This window comes from Methylomonas rivi, from assembly GCF_024505165.1.
Taxonomy (GTDB): Bacteria; Pseudomonadota; Gammaproteobacteria; order Methylococcales; family Methylomonadaceae; genus Methylomonas; species Methylomonas rivi.
Window position 1 is genome coordinate 1 of the sequence record NZ_JANIBK010000062.1, and the last position, 19,982, is coordinate 19,982.

At 55.0% G+C, this 19,982-nt stretch carries 8 protein-coding genes; 4 read left to right on the plus strand and 4 right to left on the minus strand.

What is annotated here, in order from left to right; translation table 11 throughout:
- The 3 genes from NP596_RS12255 to phoU form a co-directional block, all read left to right on the plus strand.
- Nucleotides 1-196, plus strand: a 196-nt coding sequence (locus tag NP596_RS12255; RefSeq protein ID WP_256615650.1) for a hypothetical protein, incomplete at its 5' end; no start/stop codon positions are given.
- Between the two features lie 477 nt (nucleotides 197-673).
- Complete coding sequence (locus NP596_RS12260; RefSeq protein WP_256615651.1) at nucleotides 674-3,790, plus strand: diguanylate cyclase domain-containing protein; 3,117 nt, start codon at nucleotides 674-676, stop codon at nucleotides 3,788-3,790.
- Nucleotides 3,791-4,016: 226 nt separating this feature from the next.
- Complete coding sequence (gene phoU / locus NP596_RS12265) at nucleotides 4,017-4,703, plus strand: phosphate signaling complex protein PhoU (protein ID WP_256615652.1); 687 nt, start codon at nucleotides 4,017-4,019, stop codon at nucleotides 4,701-4,703.
- A gap of 176 nt (nucleotides 4,704-4,879) precedes the next feature.
- Here phoU and NP596_RS12270 read toward each other — a convergent pair whose 3' ends face one another.
- The 4 genes from NP596_RS12270 to NP596_RS12285 all read right to left on the minus strand — a co-directional run bounded on the left by NP596_RS12270 (nucleotide 4,880) and on the right by NP596_RS12285 (nucleotide 10,400).
- Entirely contained in the window at nucleotides 4,880-5,464 is a 585-nt protein-coding gene (locus NP596_RS12270; protein ID WP_256615653.1) for a hypothetical protein, read from the minus strand.
- A 53-nt stretch (nucleotides 5,465-5,517) separates the two neighbouring features.
- On the minus strand, nucleotides 5,518-8,046 hold the full coding sequence (locus tag NP596_RS12275; RefSeq protein ID WP_256615654.1) for an ExeM/NucH family extracellular endonuclease: 2,529 nt from the start codon (nucleotides 8,044-8,046) through the stop codon (nucleotides 5,518-5,520).
- A 290-nt stretch (nucleotides 8,047-8,336) separates the two neighbouring features.
- A complete protein-coding gene (locus tag NP596_RS12280) occupies nucleotides 8,337-10,148 on the minus strand; it encodes a putative bifunctional diguanylate cyclase/phosphodiesterase (RefSeq protein ID WP_256615655.1) in 1,812 nt (603 codons plus the stop codon).
- A 39-nt stretch (nucleotides 10,149-10,187) separates the two neighbouring features.
- Entirely contained in the window at nucleotides 10,188-10,400 is a 213-nt protein-coding gene (locus NP596_RS12285) for a DUF6447 family protein (RefSeq protein ID WP_256615656.1), read from the minus strand.
- 504 nt (nucleotides 10,401-10,904) lie between these two features.
- Here NP596_RS12285 and NP596_RS12290 point away from each other — a divergent pair.
- A partial coding sequence (locus NP596_RS12290) for a non-ribosomal peptide synthetase (RefSeq protein ID WP_256615657.1) occupies nucleotides 10,905-19,982 on the plus strand: 9,078 nt, incomplete at its 3' end.

Here is a 19,982-nt window from a genome sequence, read left to right on the forward strand (position 1 = left end):
CGTGTCGGCGTGTCGGCGTGTCGGCGTGTCGGCGTGTCGGCGTGTCGGCGTGTCGGCGTGTCGGCGTGTCGACCAGTATATTGATAAGCGAATCGATGCGCCGTCCAGACAACAGTTGACCGAGTTTTGCGAGCTGGGCATAACAAGCCGGCATGGCGATCGATATTGGGCGGATTGTCACGGCATTTACATTTAGCCTCTATACCATATTCGATAAGTCCGCTTCTCCGGGAGAATTGCTTCAGAGTTATAAGTCATTCATTTTCCTGATTAGAAAGATGATTAAGCTAAACCTAAAAGTCCGTCATGCTCGCAGAGCCTGCCCCCGGCTTGAAGAGGTTGTCGTAAAAGGTAGCTCTGGCTGAATGCAAAAAGCCCAACGTTTTGATTTTGTTGGGTTACGCTACGCTAACCCAACCTACATTTTGGCTTTTACGACGGCCTCTTGAACGGGGGAATGCGGGCATTCAATACCATGGACGGTAAGCTTCTAGCTATCCATACCGCCTGGATTTCGGCAATCACCGCCGAAATGACGTTTTCCGCGATTTTGCTTAAGCATCTTTCTAATCAGAGTCATTTTTGTCCGCTTAACGTTGACATTTAAAAAGCCAAATTCGCGGTTTTAACTTTATAATTCAAATTCTTAAAAAGGCCTTTGACAATAATCAGCATGAAAGCCAGGGATTCGCTTAAAGATAAAATCATCGTTGTTGCCGAACATAACGACACTTCCTGTCGACAAATCGTTTCTACGTTAAAAACTCAAGGTCTTTCGGACATTCGCCAAGCCGGTACCGGCGAAAAGATTTATGAGATTTTAAGAATATTTTACGATCAACCGGAAAAAATCGGCTTGATTGTCATCAACGAACATCTTCCGCATTGCCAGTTAGCGGACTTACAGCAAAGTTTTGCCGGTACGACAGCGGCCGAGGCAATCCCCTTTTTGATTCTCTGCGATACGGCTGCCGACGGATTGCTTGGCAATCGCAATAAAAACCCGGTTATTAGCGACAACTGTTTAACACATAGGCTGGTTTCGCCGATTAACCCTCAAGAATTGCTGCTGGCGGTTAATTTTTTATTGAAACTCGGACAGGAGCGTTTACGCCACAACGCCGAGAAAGAACAACTCCTTATCGAACTGTCGGCAAAAAACGTCAGCGACGCCAAACTTAAATATCTGGTCGCCCATGATGAACTGACCGGACTGTTTAACCGTAGCAACTTTGAACGTCGACTCAAGCTCGCTTTAAACCGCGGTCGTAATTTGCACAAAAATGCCGCGTTGCTGTTTATTGAAGTCGACCGCTTTTGCCTGATAAACGAAATGAAAGGCTTCGATGTCGGGGATCGCTTATTGGTGGAACTTGCCGTCTTGATGCGCAAGCTCGCGCCGGCCAACAGCCTGTTTGCCCGGGTTGGCGTCAACGAGTTCTGCCTGTTTTTGGAGGATAAGAATAAGACGCAGGCACAAAAATACGCGGAAACCTTTAAAAATACAGTTGAGAATCACAGGTTCCGCCTCGATGAGGCGAAGCATACCGTCACCCTATCGATAGGCCTATCGACGCTGGATGACGCCGTGTCGACAGAACACCCCGGCAAAATTATTTTGTATGCCCGCCAGGCCTGCGTATTGGGTAAGCGATGCGGCGGGGATAAAATCGGTGTTTATAGCGATCAGTCCGCCACTATCACGGAACGGCGAAACGATATTTTATGGGCGCCCATCATTCAAGAGGCTTTGCGGAAAAACCAGTTATTTTTAGTCTTTCAACCGGTTGTCGAGCTGAATAACGGCACGATCTCGCATTACGAAGCGTTAGTTAGACTGCGTAGCGACGGCAAGATCATCCTCCCCAATATATTTATTCCGGTGGCCGAACGCATGGGTCTGATTCATGCCATCGATCTGTGGGTGATTGAAAACACCATCGATTTATTGGCCGCCTTGCCGCCGCATCGGGCTTATGTTTCGGTGGCCATCAAACTATCGGCCGGCGCGTTTCAATACCCGGATTTGCTGCGGATCATTCAGGATAAATTGGAATTGACCTGGATCGACGCCGGCCGTTTGATGTTCGAAGTCGCCGAATCCGCAGTGGCGGAACATTTCGAAAGAACCCTCCAGATGGTCAATAAACTGCGCGGTTTGGGCTGTAAAACCGCGATGAAAATCAGCGGTGCCGGGCCCTATTCCTCGAATTACGTCAAAACGTTCCCCATTGACTACGTAAAAATCGACGGACAGTTCATGCAACATTCGATCGGCGAGGAAAACGATCGAATGTTGCTGAAATCGATGGTGGACATGGTTGGCAAATTGGGCAAAAAAACCATCTTCGTCTATGTCGAATCGTCGAGCATGGTACTGAAATTAAGAGAAATCGGCGTGACATTGGCGCAAGGCTACACCCTGGGCAAGCCCGAATGCGACTTATTGGAAGGCCCATCCATACCGTTTGCCCAATATATGGCCGAACGTCGGCAAGTCGAAAAAGCCTTAAGCGAGAAAGAAAGCTATCTGCGGGTTTTGCTCGATAACATTCCGTTCCTGGTTTGGCTCAAGGATACTCAAAGCCGGTTTTTGGCGGTCAATCAACTGCTAGTGGAACAAATCGGCTGGAGTACGCCGGAGGCAATTGCGGGCAAAACCGATTTCGACCTTTATCCGCCTGAAAAAGCCCGGCAATATCGAGAAGACGACCAAGAAGTGCTGGCTTCAAAAAAAGTAAAAATGCTTGAGGAGGACTTTATCGACTCTTCTGGCGCGCATCGCTGGACAGAAATTTTTGTAGCGCCCGTGATCGATAAAAGCGGCGAACCTCTCGGTACGCTGGGTTTCGCCCGCGATATTAGCGATCGCAAACGTGTCGAGACCGATATTCGTATTGCGGCGACTGCCTTTGAATCGCAGGAGGGCATGGTCGTCACCGATGCCGACACCATCATCCTGAAAATTAACCATTCGTTTACCCGGATAACCGGCTACACGGCGGAAGAAGCCATCGGCCGCAAAATGAATCTACTGAAATCCGAAGTCCACGATGCCATCTTTTATAGCGCGATGTGGAAAAGCATCAATTCTACCGGTAGTTGGCAGGGCGAGATCTGGAACCGACGCAAGGATGGCGAAATTTATCCGGTATGGCAGAGCATCACTGCTGTCAAAACAGACGATGGCAAGGTGACGCATTATGTGGGCACTATGATAGACATTACAGCGCGTAAAGCCATAGAGGAACAAATGCGCCACATCGCTCACCATGATGTGCTGACGGACCTGCCCAACCGTATTTTACTGGCTGACCGCTTACAACAAACGCTGGCTCAAGCCAGACGCATGAATAGCAAATTGGCGTTGATGTACATCGATTTGGATAAATTCAAACCGGTAAACGATAACTTTGGGCATGATGTAGGCGATCTATTATTGAAAGAGGTTGCTTCCCGGCTATTGACTTGCATAAAGCGCGAATCCGACACCGTCGCGCGGCTGGGCGGCGACGAATTCGTGGTGCTGCTCTCGAATTATGAGCATGAAACCGATTTGGCCTTATTGGCCGAGAATATCTTGAACGCCCTTTCCGAACCCTTCAGGATTGTAGAAAACCTGCTCAGCATTTCATCCAGCATCGGTATTGCAACCTATCCCGCTCATGGCGATGACACCATTTCGTTGATGAAAAACGCCGACAAGGCCATGTATCAGGCCAAACATGCAGGCCGCAGTTGCTTTAAGTTTCACGGGTACGAGCAACGTAATCAGGATGAATTGATTTAACTCGGCGGCTTTTAACAAACAAGGCGATTGCCAAGAATAAATGTACCCGAATGGCGCCGGATTTTTCGCGGGAAATCGCCTAATGAGCCCTCATCCGCTAAACAGGCTTCGCATAGCGTTTCCTTAAACAACACATCGGTTTAAATCGCCAGACCACTGACACATAACCGTAACATTGACCTGTTATAAACAAGGGGTTTGTGCCATTTTCCGGAAGAGTCAAAGCATGTCAAATAATACTGAACACTTGGTGCGCGGTTTCGACGACGAAATCAATCATGCCCATAAACTGGTCATTGAAATGACGCAATTGGTCACCCGGCAAATGGAACAAGCCCTACAGGCCTTGGATGTGGGTAATGAAGCATTAGCCCAACAGGTTATGGATGCCGATACACAGGTCAATCAATATGAAGTCTGCATCGATAGCGAAGTGCTGAACATTCTAGCCCGCCGCAACCCGGTGGCCAGCGATTTACGCACCATCCTGTCCATCTCCAAGATAGCCGTCGAGCTGGAAAAAATCGGCAACGACATTGTCGATTTTGCCGGCCTGGTGGCCTATCTGTTCGGCCCGGACACCAGCAATCCTAACCACGCCCTGCTGCTGGAAATTTCCAAGTTCGGCAATTTGGTCAAAAGCATGCTGGACAGGCTGATCCTGGTCCTGGAGAAAAACGACGTCCAACCCGCCTACAGCCTGCTTGAAAATGAGCGGGATTGCCAGAACGAGTTCCGCGACGGTATCCGACAGCAGTTCGATTTTGCCATCCAGGATGCGCGCCGCATCGGCCGGGCGCTGACGCTGATGCGCATGATGAAAGTATTGGAAGGCTGCGGCGAACATTGCTGCCACATTGCCCAATACATGATTTTCATGAAAGACAGCATCGATGTTCGGCATGGCGCTTAGAGATGAAAAGGCTTAGCGAATAAAGCCGGACTCACTTATAACTCTTCTAATTTTCCCAACGTGCAAAAAAAAGCCCGCCGGGGAGGAGTGTACCGGCGGGCCCGAGGCTCCAGGCCTTAAAAAAAAACCGACTGCATCTTACGGCATCAGCTTCGTCGGGTACGCATTGCCTACCCTTAAAAAACGGCTTTAGGCCGGCGGGAAACGGCGCCGAGCGCCATCAGGCCCGACATAAATATCCAGGCCGCGGTGGGAATCGGCACGGCGGAAACCTGTAAATTCAAGCTGGCATCGATAGCCGAATTGTCTTGGTTGAAAAAGATCAAACCTTGATTAAGGTCCGCCAAATCGCTGCCGATCGCCAGCAACACATCCCCGGCCGTCAAGGCTTGAAAGTGCAAAGTCGCCAGCGAGAAAGACGCGCCGATAGCATTCGCATCCCAACCCGGAAACGCAAAACCCGCCGCATCCAGGCTTAGGTCCGCCGAGACATCGTCAAACAAGGGATCGATGGTACTGCCCAAAAATTGTAATGCGCCCATGCCGCTCAATTGAGTGTTGAAGCCGAAGCCCAACAATTCGTCCGTGGGGTCGTTGATAAAGGCATCTTGTACCAATACCTCGATATCGAATTGATCGCCCACTTGAATGGTGGCGCTGCTTGCGGTTAACGAAAATACAGGCGCGGATACCGCCGCATGGGCCAGCGTGCTCGAAAGACCGGCAAACATCAGCAATAAAGTCTTGAATAAAGGTTTCATGCAAATCGTTCCTTAAATAATTTTATAAACGGCGGTTGGCTACAAGCCTCGGCTTAGTTGGCATTGCCGGCAACCGAATAGGCTTTGTAGTACGCATACCAAATCCGATAATCGCCCATGGTCACGCAACCGCTATGATCGTAATCGGCTTCGGCGTTAAAGCCGGACGCGCCGGTGCATTTGCCCAATTGCTGCCGAAACAGGCTAGCATCCGCGCTGTCCGCGTCGCCGTCGCTGTCCAAATCGCCGGCCACGAACACTTGCACCAGAAGCGGATCGTGGTCGGACGAGCGGTAGGCATCCGCCGCATAAAAACCGGCTATTTGTCCGGCGGATTTGAACTCGGTGTTGTAATCCAGCGCCCTCGGTTCGTCGGCATTGATATGCCATTCGCCGACCGCTTTAACCTGCGGCGTCAACTCGGTATTCGCCAAGGCGTGGTCCAGATAGCCGGAAGCGCCGTCGAACACAAAGCTATAAGCCGCTTGGTTGCCCACCGACTGCTCGATCAGGTTGACGTAGCCGGCGTTTTTCAAGGCGGCGATCGGGTCTTCCTGCGCATAGGCGTTCAGGTCGCCGATGATCAACGCGTTATGGGAACCGGTTTGGGTGGGATCGTTAGCCAACCAATCCGCCAGAGCCTCAGCGGCCGAGGTGCGGGTGATGTTGCAATTGCCCTGGCCGTCTCCGGTATCCGGATCGTTTATGTCATTACAGTCCGAACCCTTGGATTTCAGGTGATTGACGGCGATGGTCAGCATCTTGTTCGAGGTTTTATCCAGAAAAGTCTGGGCAATGGCCGGGCGGTTTTTGTTGTCGATAAAGCGCGGGTCTACCGCCGCATCCAGAATCGCCGCCGAACCGACCAGCTGCACTTTGGCCGGTTGGTAAATCAGGCCCACCGTGATTTCGTCGGTGCCGACTTTGTTGACGCCCGGATTGACGAACGCATACCGCTCCACTCCGGCCAGTTGATTCAAACCGTTGACCAGATCGGCAATGGCGCCGGTCGCTGCATAACCGTCGTTTTCGATTTCCATCAAGCCCAGCACATCGGCATTCAGCTCATGAATGGCCTTGACGATTTTGGCGCGCTGGCGGGCGAATTCCTGCTGGGTGTTGGCACCGCGCGCCGTTGGAAAACCGCCGCCCAAGCCGTCGCCGTTGAAAAAATTCAATACGTTGAAGCTGGCGACTTTCAACGCCGCCCTCGCGTCGACGGCCGGAACCGCCGGTCTGGCGTTATCGGCGGCGAAATTCAATACTTGGGTCGGCTCCAGCCGATAAGCGCCGAATCCGTAAGACAACACCCCGGTCGCGCCGGTTACGCCGTAGCCGCTGCGTAAAGTATTGGCGGCGCTCAGGTCGCCGGGCTGCGGATAAATCACCGGGTCCGGATTCTGAATATTGGAACCGTCGTCCACCAGCAATTGATTCAAGGCATTATCGGCGGCCGCGGCAATGGCGGCTTGGCCCGGCAAGGCAATTTGGGTGGGCGTCAACAAGCGTCCGCCGGACGACAACAGCAACTCGCCGTAGCGGGCCAGATTATAGTTTTCGGTAACGGTCAGGGTTTGCGGCAAGCTGACCAACATGCCTTCCCAGCGTTCCGGTTCGCCGGCATGAGCGAACGGCAAACTCACCTCAACGGGCGCGGGCAACGGGTTGCCGCTGCCGCACACATCCAGCGAACTAAGGTTATTCAGCTCGGTTAACTCGAAAAACTCGGTCACCGTACCCACTACATGGACGCGGTCGCCGACATTGACCGGCGTATTGGAAAACACGAATAAGCCCTCGGAAGTGGCCGGATCGGCATCGGCTTCCGCTTGTTGCAGGAAAAGCCCGCTCAAATTGCCGCTACCCTGGAAATTGGCGGTAACCACCGCTTCCACATGCTGTACCGTGCCGCCGAGCGGGCTGCTTGCACCGGTGCCTTGAATAGCGCTGATTAGCGTTGCCGGCTGCCCGCATTGCGACACGGGGGGTTGAGCGCCGCCGTTGCCGCCGGCAAAACTTTGCGTCGAATTGATACTGCCGAAAGAAGCCGCCGATTCGCCGACCCAAGTAAAATCTTCATATCGGCTGCCGCTGCCTTGCAATTGCAGCGACATGCCCACCGGTGTGGAAGCGGTTTCGGCCACGCCGATATCGGTGCCGGCCATCCCCGCCGCCGGGCCGTCGATCGGCGTAAAGCCGCCTTCGTAAGTTAAAAACTGCACCACGGTATTGCTTGCATCGACTAACGCCACGCCGTCGGGGGCGCCGTTTTGCAAGCCGGGAGCGGGAAAACTCAGAACACCGAAGCCGCCACCCGATTGATCGGCAATCACGCCGGCCAAATTAATCGTATCGTATCGATTGAGTTGCGTGGCGCTGCCGTTATACAGCACCAGCGACCAGCCGTTGAGGTCCGTGCCGGCGGGACCGGCGATTTCAATCTCCTCCCCTAAGTCGCCGCCGGAATTGTCGTAATGCAGTTCGTTGACGAAAACCGGCGTGGCGGCTTGGGCCGCGCCGCATATGCCGAGCGAGGCCGCCAACAGCAAGCGTTGGAAGCCGTGTGATGGGTTAGAACTCATGATCGGGTTACCTCTGCAACGTTGAAACCGAAAAAAGGCGGCCGCCATCCCAACCAGGATTTAAGCCGCCAGTACCGTGAACTGGTTAACGGTTATTAAAACGCGCAACGGTTAAGACAGCGTGACGTTTTGCCGAAGAGTTTATGACATGTAATACGCCGCCGGACCGCCCCAGGCAGGCCGAGGACTTGGCAACCGTCCGGCGCCAAGCGTAAAATCCCGCTCGCCCGCGCCCGCCGACAGGGGTAATTTATCGTGTGGTTCGCCCCCTCCTCATGCCGGACAGTGATTTATGATCCTATCTTATGCATGTCCGGGTTACTCCGAAACCAAGCCACCAAATCGCCGGCCGTTAAAGCCTTGGCGAAATGGTAACCCTGCGCCTCGATACAATTATGGGCAACGATGCAATCCAGTTCTTCGATATTTTCAACACCCTCAGCCAAGGTTTCCAAGCCCAGGCTTTCGCCCAAGGCAATAATTGCCTTGACGATTGCTTCGTTGGCAGGCGTATTTTCGATGCCTCTGACAAAAGACTGGTCGATTTTGATTCTGTCTATGGGGAATTTGCGCAAATAATTCAGGCTTGAATAGCCGGTGCCGAAATCGTCTATTGCCAGCTTTAGCCCCAGCTCCCTGAGTTCCGTTAAGGTTTTAACGGCTTTTTCGGCGTGCTTCATCACCACGCCTTCGGTCAACTCCAGCTCCAGAAAACCCGAATCGATAGCGTATTCGGCTATAAGCCGCTTTATCATGGCTAAAAAGCCGTCATGTTGAAATTGCACGGCGGAAATATTCACCGCTATGCGCAAAGGCGGTAAACCCTGCGCCAACCAGTCGATATGTTGCGATATAGCCTCTCTCAACACCCACTCTCCGATTTGGATAATCAAGCCGGTTTCTTCGGCGATGGGGATAAAGGTGGCCGGCGAGATATTGCCCAATTCCGGATGCCGCCAACGCAATAATGCTTCAACCCCGCTGATACAGCCTTGTTTCAAGTCGATTTGCGGCTGATAACAAAGGGATAGCTGTTTTAGCCGCAAGGCGCTGCGCAAATGGGTTTCCAGGGAAACCCGCTGCTTGGTTTTGTATTCCATGCCCTCCGCAAACATCAGGCAGCTGTTTCGGCCGCGCTGCTTGACCTCGTACATGGCAATGTCGGCTTTATGAACCAAGTCGTCCGCCGTGTTTCCGTGCAAGGGATACAGCGCTATGCCCATGCTGGCGGTTACTTGCAAGGTATGCTCGTAAATCGGCACCGGCTGGCGCAATTGCTCGACGATATTGGACACAATCGGCAAGACGCCGTTTTCGCCGGTCAAATTCTGCAGAATCAGCACGAATTCGTCGCCGCCCAGCCGGGCCACGGTATCGCTTTGGCGGATATTTTTCGCCAGCCGTTCCGCGATAAACTGTAACAGCCGGTCGCCGGTGCTGTGCCCCATGGAATCGTTGATGAATTTAAACCTATCGATATCGACAAACACCAAGGCCAGCATATTGTTGTTGCGATCGGCGTTCTGGCAGGCCTGCAACAGGCGGTCTTTAAACAACAGCCGATTGGGTAAACCGGTCAGCTGGTCGTGGTGGGCCAGCGCAAATAATTCCTGCTGTTTGCGGTGGGTGATTTCCTCCAGCAGCGAAAGCCCGGTGGCCATGCCGGCGTAAAAACCGTTTTCATGGATGATAAAGCCGCTGACCATATGCCGCATGCCCGAATCGATGATAATTTGCGCCACATCGTCGATACTGGCGTTAATATCGACGACTACCGGGTCGACATCCATCAGCTCGCCGATCTGCTTTTTTCCCAGCAAATCTCTTGAGAACGGTTTCAAAAAAATATCGCTGATCTTGCCTCTGTCGATAATGCCTACCGCCCGGCGGTTTATGTCGATCACCGAAATCGATTGCAATTGTTCGTTGCCGATGAAACGGTTCAGCACATTCAGGCAATTCTCGTGCGAAAAAACCGGCTCGACGTAACGGAGCAGGGTTCGGACCTTACCGGCATTGCCATCGCTAAGTGTTATCGGGTTTAGCGGGCAATAATGGTTTTGCGCCAGCGATAGTGTGGTATTAAGCGACTCTTTGTACATGGCGGGGAACCGATCCGGCGGCGGTTGGCACAGAATGCATTAGCCCAATTTGGCGACTTCCGCCTGCAAGGTAGCGACAAAGCTGGCCCTGGCGACTTGGGCGATGCCGAGCTGTTGTTGCAGGCGCTGAATTTCCGCGTCGACGATTTGCAAATTGGCGATTTGGACTTTAGCGGCATCGCTGAGACTATCGATAGGATGGGTTTTATCGCCTATCGTCAGCGTCGGGATATTGGGAACGTTTTCGGTCATGTGCATTTTCTCAAAGTCGGTCACGGTCGTCAGGCGGAAGCATCGCCTAAATCGCTGCCATAATACGCCGGCTTGATGACAGTTTTTTTACAACAACGCTCATGACGCCGCCATCACACCGCCCCGTCCCATGAAACAGCCGCAGTTTACGTTCATTCCCAAGCTCCGGCTTGGGAATGCGGCCTTGGAAACTCCAGCTTCCCGACTCCCGAAGCTGGAGCTTCGCTAACCGGGTCCCCAAGCCGGAGCATGGAAACCCGGGCAATATACACCTAACGTTTCAAACGGATACTGCGTCAATAAGTCCGTGGGGAAATCGGCCCGGCCAATCGTCTTCTTTGTAATTCAGCCGCTTGAGTCGTTATTGGGTTCGCGCCCTTAACCGCCTTGCCTGGAGATGCCGAAGCGCCTAACTGCCCAAACTCCGGCATGCTCGATTTACATTGGCTCAAGATTTCTAACGAATCAACAAGCAGCATCGATTTCAAAAAGGACGGAGGCTACGTGTTAAACGAACAACACCATTCAGACAGTTCCGCAGCCGACCCGCTATTGCGGGGCAGCGCGGTATCCTTGGCGGATGTGCTGCAATGCCGCGCGGCATGCCATCCGCACCGCACCGCATATACCTTTTTGGATTTTGGGGCGTCCGGCCCGCAGTCGCTGACTTACGCCGAGCTCAATCGCAATGCAAAACAGTTGGCCGCGCAGTTACAGCAATTGGGCATGCGGAACGAACCGGCGCTCTTGCTATATCCGCCCGGACTGGATTACATCGTGGCGTTTTTTGCTTGCCTGTATGCGGGCACCATTGCCGTGCCCGCCTACCCTCCCAGCAACAATCGGCACATGCCCAGGTTGCTGGCCATCCTGAACGACAGCAAGGCAAAAATCGTTCTGACTACCGGGCAAATTGCAAACAATATTCGCCCATTTGCCGGCGCCAAGGAAAATTGGCCGGTTAAAAGCTGGTTGCAGACCGATGGCGGCGAACCCGTAAGCGCCGGCTTATGGCAGGCGCCGAACCTACAGGAAACGGACTTGGCCTTTCTGCAATACACCTCGGGCTCCACCGGCGAAGCCAAGGGGGTGATGATCAGCCACGGCAACTTGATGGCCAATCAACGGCTGATCAAGCAACGCTTCGGTCACGACGAACGGTCGACGGTGGTCGGCTGGCTGCCGCTTTATCACGACATGGGGCTGATAGGCAACGTCATGCAACCTTTGTATTGCGGCGCCGGCGCGATCCTGATGTCGCCGATGGCATTTTTGGAAAAGCCGTTACGCTGGCTGCAGGCTATCAGCGATTACCGGGCGCATACCAGCGGCGGCCCCAATTTTGCTTATGAACTCTGCGTGCAAAAAATCGATCGCGACGCGTTGGCCGGGATCGATCTGAGCGGTTGGCAACTGGCGTTCAACGGCGCGGAACCTATCAATCCCTGTACCTTGCAACGCTTTAGCGAAGCGTTCGCCGGCCTGGGCTTTCGCCGGCGTTCGTTCTATCCATGTTACGGACTGGCCGAAGCCACCTTATTGGCAACCGGCGGAACCAAACAAACCCTCCCCAAGGTGGCCGCGTTCGATAAAGCAGCGCTGGCGCAAGGCGCAAGCCTAGCTGTCGACGACTGCGATCCGAATGCCAGAAGCTTGGTAAGTTGCGGCACTGTCGACGGCGATTTCGAGCAGGCGTTATGCATTATCGATCCCGAAAGCCATGCAGTTTGCGCGAACGGCGAAATCGGTGAAATTTGGCTCGGCGGACCCTGTATTGCGCAGGGATATTGGCATAACCCCACCGTCAATAGCGAAATCTTTGTTAAAAGCCCCGGCGGCCAACGCTGGTTGCGTACCGGCGATTTAGGCTTTATCAACGATGGCGAATTATTTGTTTCCGGTCGGCTAAAAGACCTGATCATTATCCGCGGCCGTAATTACTACCCGCATGACCTGGAATACGCCATCGAATCGGCAACCGATGCGCTGAACCCGGCCTCGACAGTGGCGTTTTCCATTGACGGCGATGGCGAAAAACTGATCATCTTGGCCGAATTAAAGCGTAATCGAATTAGACAAGCCGATTACCGCGGCGAATTCGCCGCCATGCGCGCCCGCTTGACCGAAGAATGCGGCATTCATGCTGACCGTATCCTGCTGCTAAAACCCGGCGCCGTTTTAAAGACCAGCAGCGGCAAACTGCGCCGCGCTGCTTGCCGGGAGCGCTTTTTAGACCGGGGCTTCGAATACGTCGCCGCCGACGGCTTGCCTACGGCGGGTACCGCGCCCCCAATGGCGGCGAACATCGGCAAGGACGCGAACGAGCGGCACTTATTGCGCCAAGCCCTATTATCCATGCCGTCAACTGTTGCCGCCGAACTATTGGCGGAACGGCTTACTCTCAAAGCAGCCGAGTTATCCGGCCTGACCCAAGACACTATCGAACCCAATCAGCCCCTGACCAGCCTGGGCCTGGACTCGCTAAAAGCCGTGGAAATGAAATATTTCATCGACGAATTATTGGCGGTGGATATACCGATTACCAGCTTGCTCGGCAACGCCACCCTGTTCGATACCGCATTAACGGCATTGAACTTGGCTGGCAGCGCCGCCGAACCGCCCTCCGGGTGCGAGAGCGTCGGCGAGGTTGCGGATACGAGCATGTCGTACAACCAACAGGCATTATGGACGCGGGCAAAAATAGACGGCGGCGCCGGGCTTTACCACATGCCGGCCGCTTTACGGATACGCGGCGAACTAAACCTCGACGCCCTGAGCCGCGCCTTGGCGGAATTATGCCGGCGCCATGCGCAGTTGCGCTGCGGCTTTGACCTGGGGGCCGATAATCGTCCGCTTTGCTTGCCGCTGGATCGAGTAGCGCTATCGCCGGAGCGGACCGACTGCAGCGACGAGGCCCAACGCAGGGAGAACCTGCGGGTTTTCGTCGATAAACCCTTCGATCTGCAACGCGGACCGCTGCTACGATGCGGCATCTTCAGCTGCAAAGATGACGATCATATCCTGGCATTTTGCGCCCATCACCTGATCGTCGATTTCCGGTCCTTGCGAGTGCTACTCGCAGAATTACAGACCTTGTATGCGGAATACCTAAACGGCACACCAGCCAAACTACCGCCGCCGCAAGCCGGCTATGCCGAATTCGTCGCCTGGCAACGGAACTATCTGAATAGCGAAGCGGCCGAGGGGGATTGCCGATACTGGCAAGACCAATTAGCCGGAGAATTACCTAGACTGGAACTGCCTTCTTATTCAACTGCCGAACCGGTTTGCGACGGTTCCGGCGGCGCGGAAAAACTATCGATAGCATCGGACACGTTGATCCGGCTGAAAAATCTGGCGGACGGACACTGCTTTACCTTGTATACGCTGCTATTGACCGTGTTCAAGACCCTGCTGTATCGATACTGCGCTCAACAGGATCTGATTGTCGGAACGCCAACCCTCGGCCGCCCGTTAAGCCGATTTGCCGATCTGGTGGGCTACTTCGTAAATCCCGTTGCGTTGCGGAGCAAGCCGGGCGGCGACTTAAGGTTCCGCGATTACCTAAGCGCCGTCAATACCGTGGTACTTGGTGCATTGGAGCATCAGCATTATCCGCAAACGCGCGTTATCGAAAATTTATGCATAGGGCGGAAACAAGGCACTCTCGAACTCTACCGTGTTTTCTTTGTATTTCAGGACGGTTCCGACCCGGCCGCCGCCGCATTGGCGATTGGCAATGTCGGTATAAATTTGCAATGGGCCGGATGCGATGCAAGAAGCACTCTCAGTTTGCCGGATACAGCCGAGGAATTCGATCTAGCCATGCTTGCCGCGGAAACAGGCGATGGGCTAGCTGTAACATTCCGTTATCGCCGAGATGTATTGCAGCGCAAGACCGTACTTCGGTTACTGGCGCATTTTCAATGCTTACTGCATGGCGTATTGGCCGATCCGGACTGCCTTTTGAGCGAACTGCCGTTATTAACCGTACCGGAGCGCAGACAGCAGATGGCATGGAATTCCACGGCATTCAATCATCCAGACATTCCTACCCTACAACGGTTGTTCGAAACCCAAACCGAGAAAACCCCCGATGCTATTGCGCTAATCTTCGAAGAGCAAAGCCTGACTTACGCCGCACTGAATGCGAAAGCCAACCAATTGGCGCATTATTTGATCGAGCGGGGCGTGGGTCCGGACATACTGGTCGGCATCTGCCTGGAACGCTCGCTGGACATGGTGATCGGCTTGCTGGGCATCTTGAAGGCCGGCGGGGTCTATGTGCCACTCGACCCCAACTATCCAGCGGAACGGCGGGCGTTGATATTGGCCGATGCCGGCGTCAAGCTATTGCTAACCCGCGAAGCGCTGGACGCCGAACTTGCGGAGAATGCGGAAGACCAACAAACCGTAGGGTACGCATCGCGTACCTTGTCCACGCCAAACCCCGATTCCAGCACCAAGGTACGCGATACGTACCCTGCGGACTTGATGACGGCGCGAGGCAGAGTCGTCTACCTAGACCGTGACGGGCCGGCCATTGCCGCGTATCCGGCAACGACCCCGACGATGAGCATGCATCCCTTGCATCTGGCCTATCTGATCTATACCTCCGGCTCGACCGGTCGCCCGAAAGGTGTGGCAGTCTGTCACGGCAACGCGGTTCATTCGACCCTGGCTCGCTTCCAAGCTTACCCCGATCCGGTCGAGGCTTATCTGCTGCTGTCATCATTCGCCTTCGACAGCTCGGTGGCCGGCATTTTCTGGACCTTGAGCCAAGGCGGCTGCCTGTGCTTGCCTCGCGACGACGCCGGCAAGGATCCAGCCGAGCTGGCGACCTTGATCGAACGCCATCGCGTCTCGCATCTGTTGGCTCTACCCTCGTTGTACCGCCTGTTGCTGGAGCAACCGGTCACGCCTTTGTCCAGCCTGAAAGCCGCGATCGTTGCCGGCGAAGCCTGTGCCACCGATGTAGTCCGGCGCCATTTTGAGGTCCTGCCTACCGTTAAACTTTACAACGAGTACGGGCCAACCGAGGGTACGGTCTGGAGCAGCGTTTACCCCGCCGGTTTGGATGACTTGGATAAACCGTTATCGATCGGCCGGCCAATTGCCAATGTCCGTCTTTATATTCTGGATCGACACCTTAATCCATTGCCAATCGGCGTGGCCGGTGAATTGTATATCGGCGGCGCCGGCGTGGTGCGCGGTTACCTGCAACGGGCCGAGTTGACCGCAGAACGATTTATCCCCGATCCTTTCCAGGCCGACGGCGGCCGTTTGTACAAAACCGGAGACTTGGCACGCTATCGGCCCGACGGCGCTATTGAATTTTTGGGACGCCTCGATCACCAAGTCAAAATTCGAGGCTTCAGGATCGAGCTGGGTGAAATCGAAACACGGCTGCTGGCTCATGATAAGGTCAAGGAAGCCGTGGTCCTGGCGCGGGAAGACCAACCGGGCGATAAGAAACTGGTGGCTTATCTGGTGCTCTGTGAATCCGCCGTTGATCAACACGACGAGGCGGTCAACCAACTGAAAGGCCATCTGAAACAGGCTTTACCAGACTACATGGTACCCGGCGCCTTCGTGGTACTGGATGCCATGCCGCTGTCCGCCAACGGTAAGATGGACAGGCAGCGCCTGCCGGCGCCGGATTGGGGCGAGCAATACAGCAATCAATACATGGCTCCGCGCAACGAAGCCGAGCAAACCCTGGTCGAAATCTGGCAACAACTGTTGGCTATCGATCGCATCGGCCGGCACGACAACTTTTTCGAACTGGGCGGCGATTCCATCCTCAGCATCCAGGTCGTCAGCCGCGCCCGCCAAGCGGGTATCGTCATCAGCCCCAAGCAACTGTTCGAACGCCCAACGATTGCCGAACTGGCGCTTGTCGCCGAAACGGTCAGCCGTGCCGTGGCCGAACAAGGTCCGGTCACGGGCCATGTCACGTTGACGCCGATCCAGCATTGGTTCTTCGAACAAGGCTTAAACAACCCGCACCACTGGAATCAAGCTTTGATGCTCAACGTCAAACCCGAGCTGACTCCGGCGGCGTTCGCGGCTGCGGTACGCAAATTATTAGTTCAACACGACGCCTTGCGGATGCGCTTTGGCGAAGACGATGGTCTATGGCGGCAAACCAATCTTGCAGAAGAGACGGAAACTGTTTTCGAGTATATCGACCTAGCCGCCGTTATAGGCGAACAACAACTCGAACGTTTACGAACGGAAGCCACGGCACGTCAAGCAGCGCTTAATTTAAGCCAAGGGCCCCTGTTACGTGCCGCGTGGTTCGACTTGGGAAAGGGAGATCATCGTATTCTCATGACCATCCACCATTTGGTGGTGGACGGTGTCTCTTGGCGCATCTTGCTTGAGGATCTGGAAACGCTGTGCCGACCAGACCCAACCGGTCAAAACCGGCCGCTGCCGGCTAAGACCACGTCGTTTAAATACTGGTCCGAACGCTTGAGTCAGCTTACCCGGAACGGCGCGCTAAACGTGAATCCGGACTATTGGCTCGCGACTCAGCGGGCTCAAGCAGCAACCTTACCGGTCGATTACCCGCACGGCGCTAACCAAGCCGGCCTGGAAGACGAAATTACCGTGACACTAAACGCCGAGCAAACTCAGCGCTTGCTGCAAGAGGTACCGGCGGCTTACCGCACCCAAATCGACGATCTGTTGTTGACTGCATTGGCGCTGACCTTGCGCGACTGGCTGGCGGACAACGCTTTAGCGCATCCGGCCGCAACCGAAACTCTGCTGCTGATCGACCGCGAAAGCCACGGCCGCGAGCACTTGGCCGACGATCTGGATATCACCCGCACCGTCGGCTGGTTCAGCAATGTCTATCCATTGCTGTTGGCGTTACCTGAAGGCGATGATTTGGCGCAGGCCTTGAAAGCTGTCAAAGAACAAATCCGCGCGGTACCGGAGCACGGCATCGGCTACGGCCTGCTGCGCTACCTGTCGGCGGACGCCCGAATCCGCCAAGCCCTGGCCGACCAACCGCCGGCCCGGATACTATTCAACTACCTGGGACAACTAGACACCGCACCGGGCCAAGAGCCGCTGTTCATTCTCTGCACCGAAACCACCGGTCTTAGTCGTGATCCGACGGGAAAACGCAGTCACGAACTGGAGGTGATCGGCAGCATTCTGAACAGCTGCCTGCAACTCAGCTGGCGCTACAGCCGCGAACGCTATCGCCGCGACACCCTGGAAACGCTGGCCAATCGCTACCTAAAACACCTGCAAGCCTTGATCGGCCATTGCAGCCAAACCGGCACCGGCGGCTATACGCCGTCCGACTTCCCGCTGGCGGCGCTGTCGCCAGCCCAACTGGACGCCCTAAACTTGCCGGCCCGGCAGATCGACGACCTATATCCATTGGCACCGTTGCAACACGGCCTGATATTCCACAGCCTGTACGAACCGAACGCCAACGTCTACCGCATCCAACTGGCCTGCCGATTGACGGGCCGCTTGGATGCCGCCGTTTTCCAGCAAGCTTGGCGGCAGCTGCTGGAACGCCACGCCATTCTGCGTACCCGCTTCCTGACCCAAGGCCTGGAACAGCCGCTGCAACTCGTCGACAAAAGAGCTCGGCTCCCGATCATTGAGCACGACTGGCGTAACCTGCCGGACGCCGAACGACATCCGCGTTGGCAACAACTGCAACAAGCCGATCAAGCCCAGGGCTTCGATTTCGATAAAGCCCCACTGATGCGTTTACATCTGGCATGCGCCAAAGACGACCTACATTACCTTCTGTGGAGTTACCACCACGTCCTGCTGGACGGCTGGAGCATGCCGTTGCTAATTCAGGAAGTCTTTAACACTTATCACGCGTTGCAGCGCAATGAGCTCCCCAACTTACCTGCTGTCAACCCCTACCGCGACTACATTGCCTGGCTGCAACGCCAAGACATGGCTGCCGCAGAATGCTACTGGCGGCAGGCGCTGGCCGGCTTCGAAGCCGCGACGATACTGGGCGCCGACCGCGCGCCGGGTGACAAAAGCACTGTAGGCGCAAGCCAAAAACACAGCTTGCAGTTAACGAAAGAAGAAACCCTAGGCCTGCAACAGTTCACCAAACGCCGGCAGCTGACTCTCAACACGCTGGCGCAAGCCGCCTGGGGATTGTTGCTGAGTCACTACAGCGGCAACCCTGACGTCGTCTTCGGTATCACCGTCTCCGGCCGGCCGGCGGAGCTGCTAGGCATCGAAAACCAAATCGGCCTGTTTATCAACACCTTGCCGATGCGGGTCCAGCTTAACCCGCAAACTAACATAGGCGGCTGGCTGCAAAACCTGTTCGAACAAAACCGGGAATTGCGCCGCTACGAATATGCCCCGCTGGCGCAAATCCAAGCCTGGTCGGACATCGGCCGCGGCCAAACCTCGTTCGACAGTCTGCTGGTATTCGAAAACTACCCGATAGACCAAGCGTTGCTGGACATTGGCGGCCCGCTCAAGATCGACGAGGTGACAGCCATTGATCCGACCAACTATCCGCTGACGCTGACGGTATTCCCCGGCGAGCGGTTACAGCTGGAGATAAACCACGACAGCCACCGTTTCACGCCGGATACGGTAGTTGAGATGTTGACGCATTTACAGCAACTGCTGACCTGCTTTAGCGAGCAGCCGCAAACCAAACTGGGTAACCTACCGACTCTCACAGCGGATCAGCACCGGCAAATCCTAGTTAACTGGAACGCGACCGGAGTCGAATACCCGCAAGACCGCTGCATTCACCAGCTGTTCGAAGCGCAAGTCGAGAAAACCCCGGACGCCATTGCACTCAGCTTCGAGGATAATCAACTCACCTACGCCGAACTGAACGCCAAAGCCAACCAACTGGCGCATTACCTGATCGAACGGGGTGTCGGCCCTGACGTATTGGTCGGCATTTGTCTGGAACGCTCGCTGGAGATGGTGATCGGTTTGCTGGGTATCTTGAAGGCCGGCGGCGCTTATGTGCCGCTCGATCCCAACTATCCCGCGGAACGGCGGGCGTTGATCTTCGCCGATGCCGGCGTCAAGTTGTTGTTGACCAGGGAAGCACTCAATGCCGAACTTGCAGCGGATCAGGTAGGCGATGCGGACCCGATGGACTTGAAGACGACGAGAGGCGGTGTTGTCTGTCTCGACCGCGACGGGCCGGCCATTGCCGGGTATCCCGCCACGAACCCGTCAGTGAGCGTGCATCCTTTGCATTTGGCCTACCTGATCTATACCTCCGGTTCCACCGGCCGACCCAAAGGCGTGGCGGTGAACCACCGCAACGCGGTGCATTCCACCTGGGCACGGCTCAGCGAATATCCCGAACCGGTCAAAGCCTATCTGCTGCTGTCCTCATTTGCTTTCGACAGCTCGGTGGCCGGCATCTTCTGGACCCTGGCTCAAGGCGGTTGTTTATGCCTACCCCATGAAGACAGCAGCAAAGACCCGGTGGCGCTGGCGGCCTTGATCGAGCGACATGATATTTCCCACTTGTTGGCCTTGCCTTCGCTGTATGCGGTGCTCCTGGAACAATCTCCGCCAGCGTTAAGCCGTCTGCAAGTC

What these genes read in the sequence shown, in the direction of transcription:
- NP596_RS12260 (WP_256615651.1), top strand. Translation starts at nt 674, where the DNA reads ATGAAAGCCAGGGATTCGCTTAAAGATAAAATCATCGTTGTTGCCGAA.
- phoU (WP_256615652.1), top strand. Translation starts at nt 4,017, where the DNA reads ATGTCAAATAATACTGAACACTTGGTGCGCGGTTTCGACGACGAAATC.
- NP596_RS12270 (WP_256615653.1), bottom strand. Translation starts at nt 5,464, where the DNA reads ATGAAACCTTTATTCAAGACTTTATTGCTGATGTTTGCCGGTCTTTCG.
- NP596_RS12275 (WP_256615654.1), bottom strand. Translation starts at nt 8,046, where the DNA reads ATGAGTTCTAACCCATCACACGGCTTCCAACGCTTGCTGTTGGCGGCC.
- NP596_RS12280 (WP_256615655.1), bottom strand. Translation starts at nt 10,148, where the DNA reads ATGTACAAAGAGTCGCTTAATACCACACTATCGCTGGCGCAAAACCAT.
- NP596_RS12285 (WP_256615656.1), bottom strand. Translation starts at nt 10,400, where the DNA reads ATGACCGAAAACGTTCCCAATATCCCGACGCTGACGATAGGCGATAAA.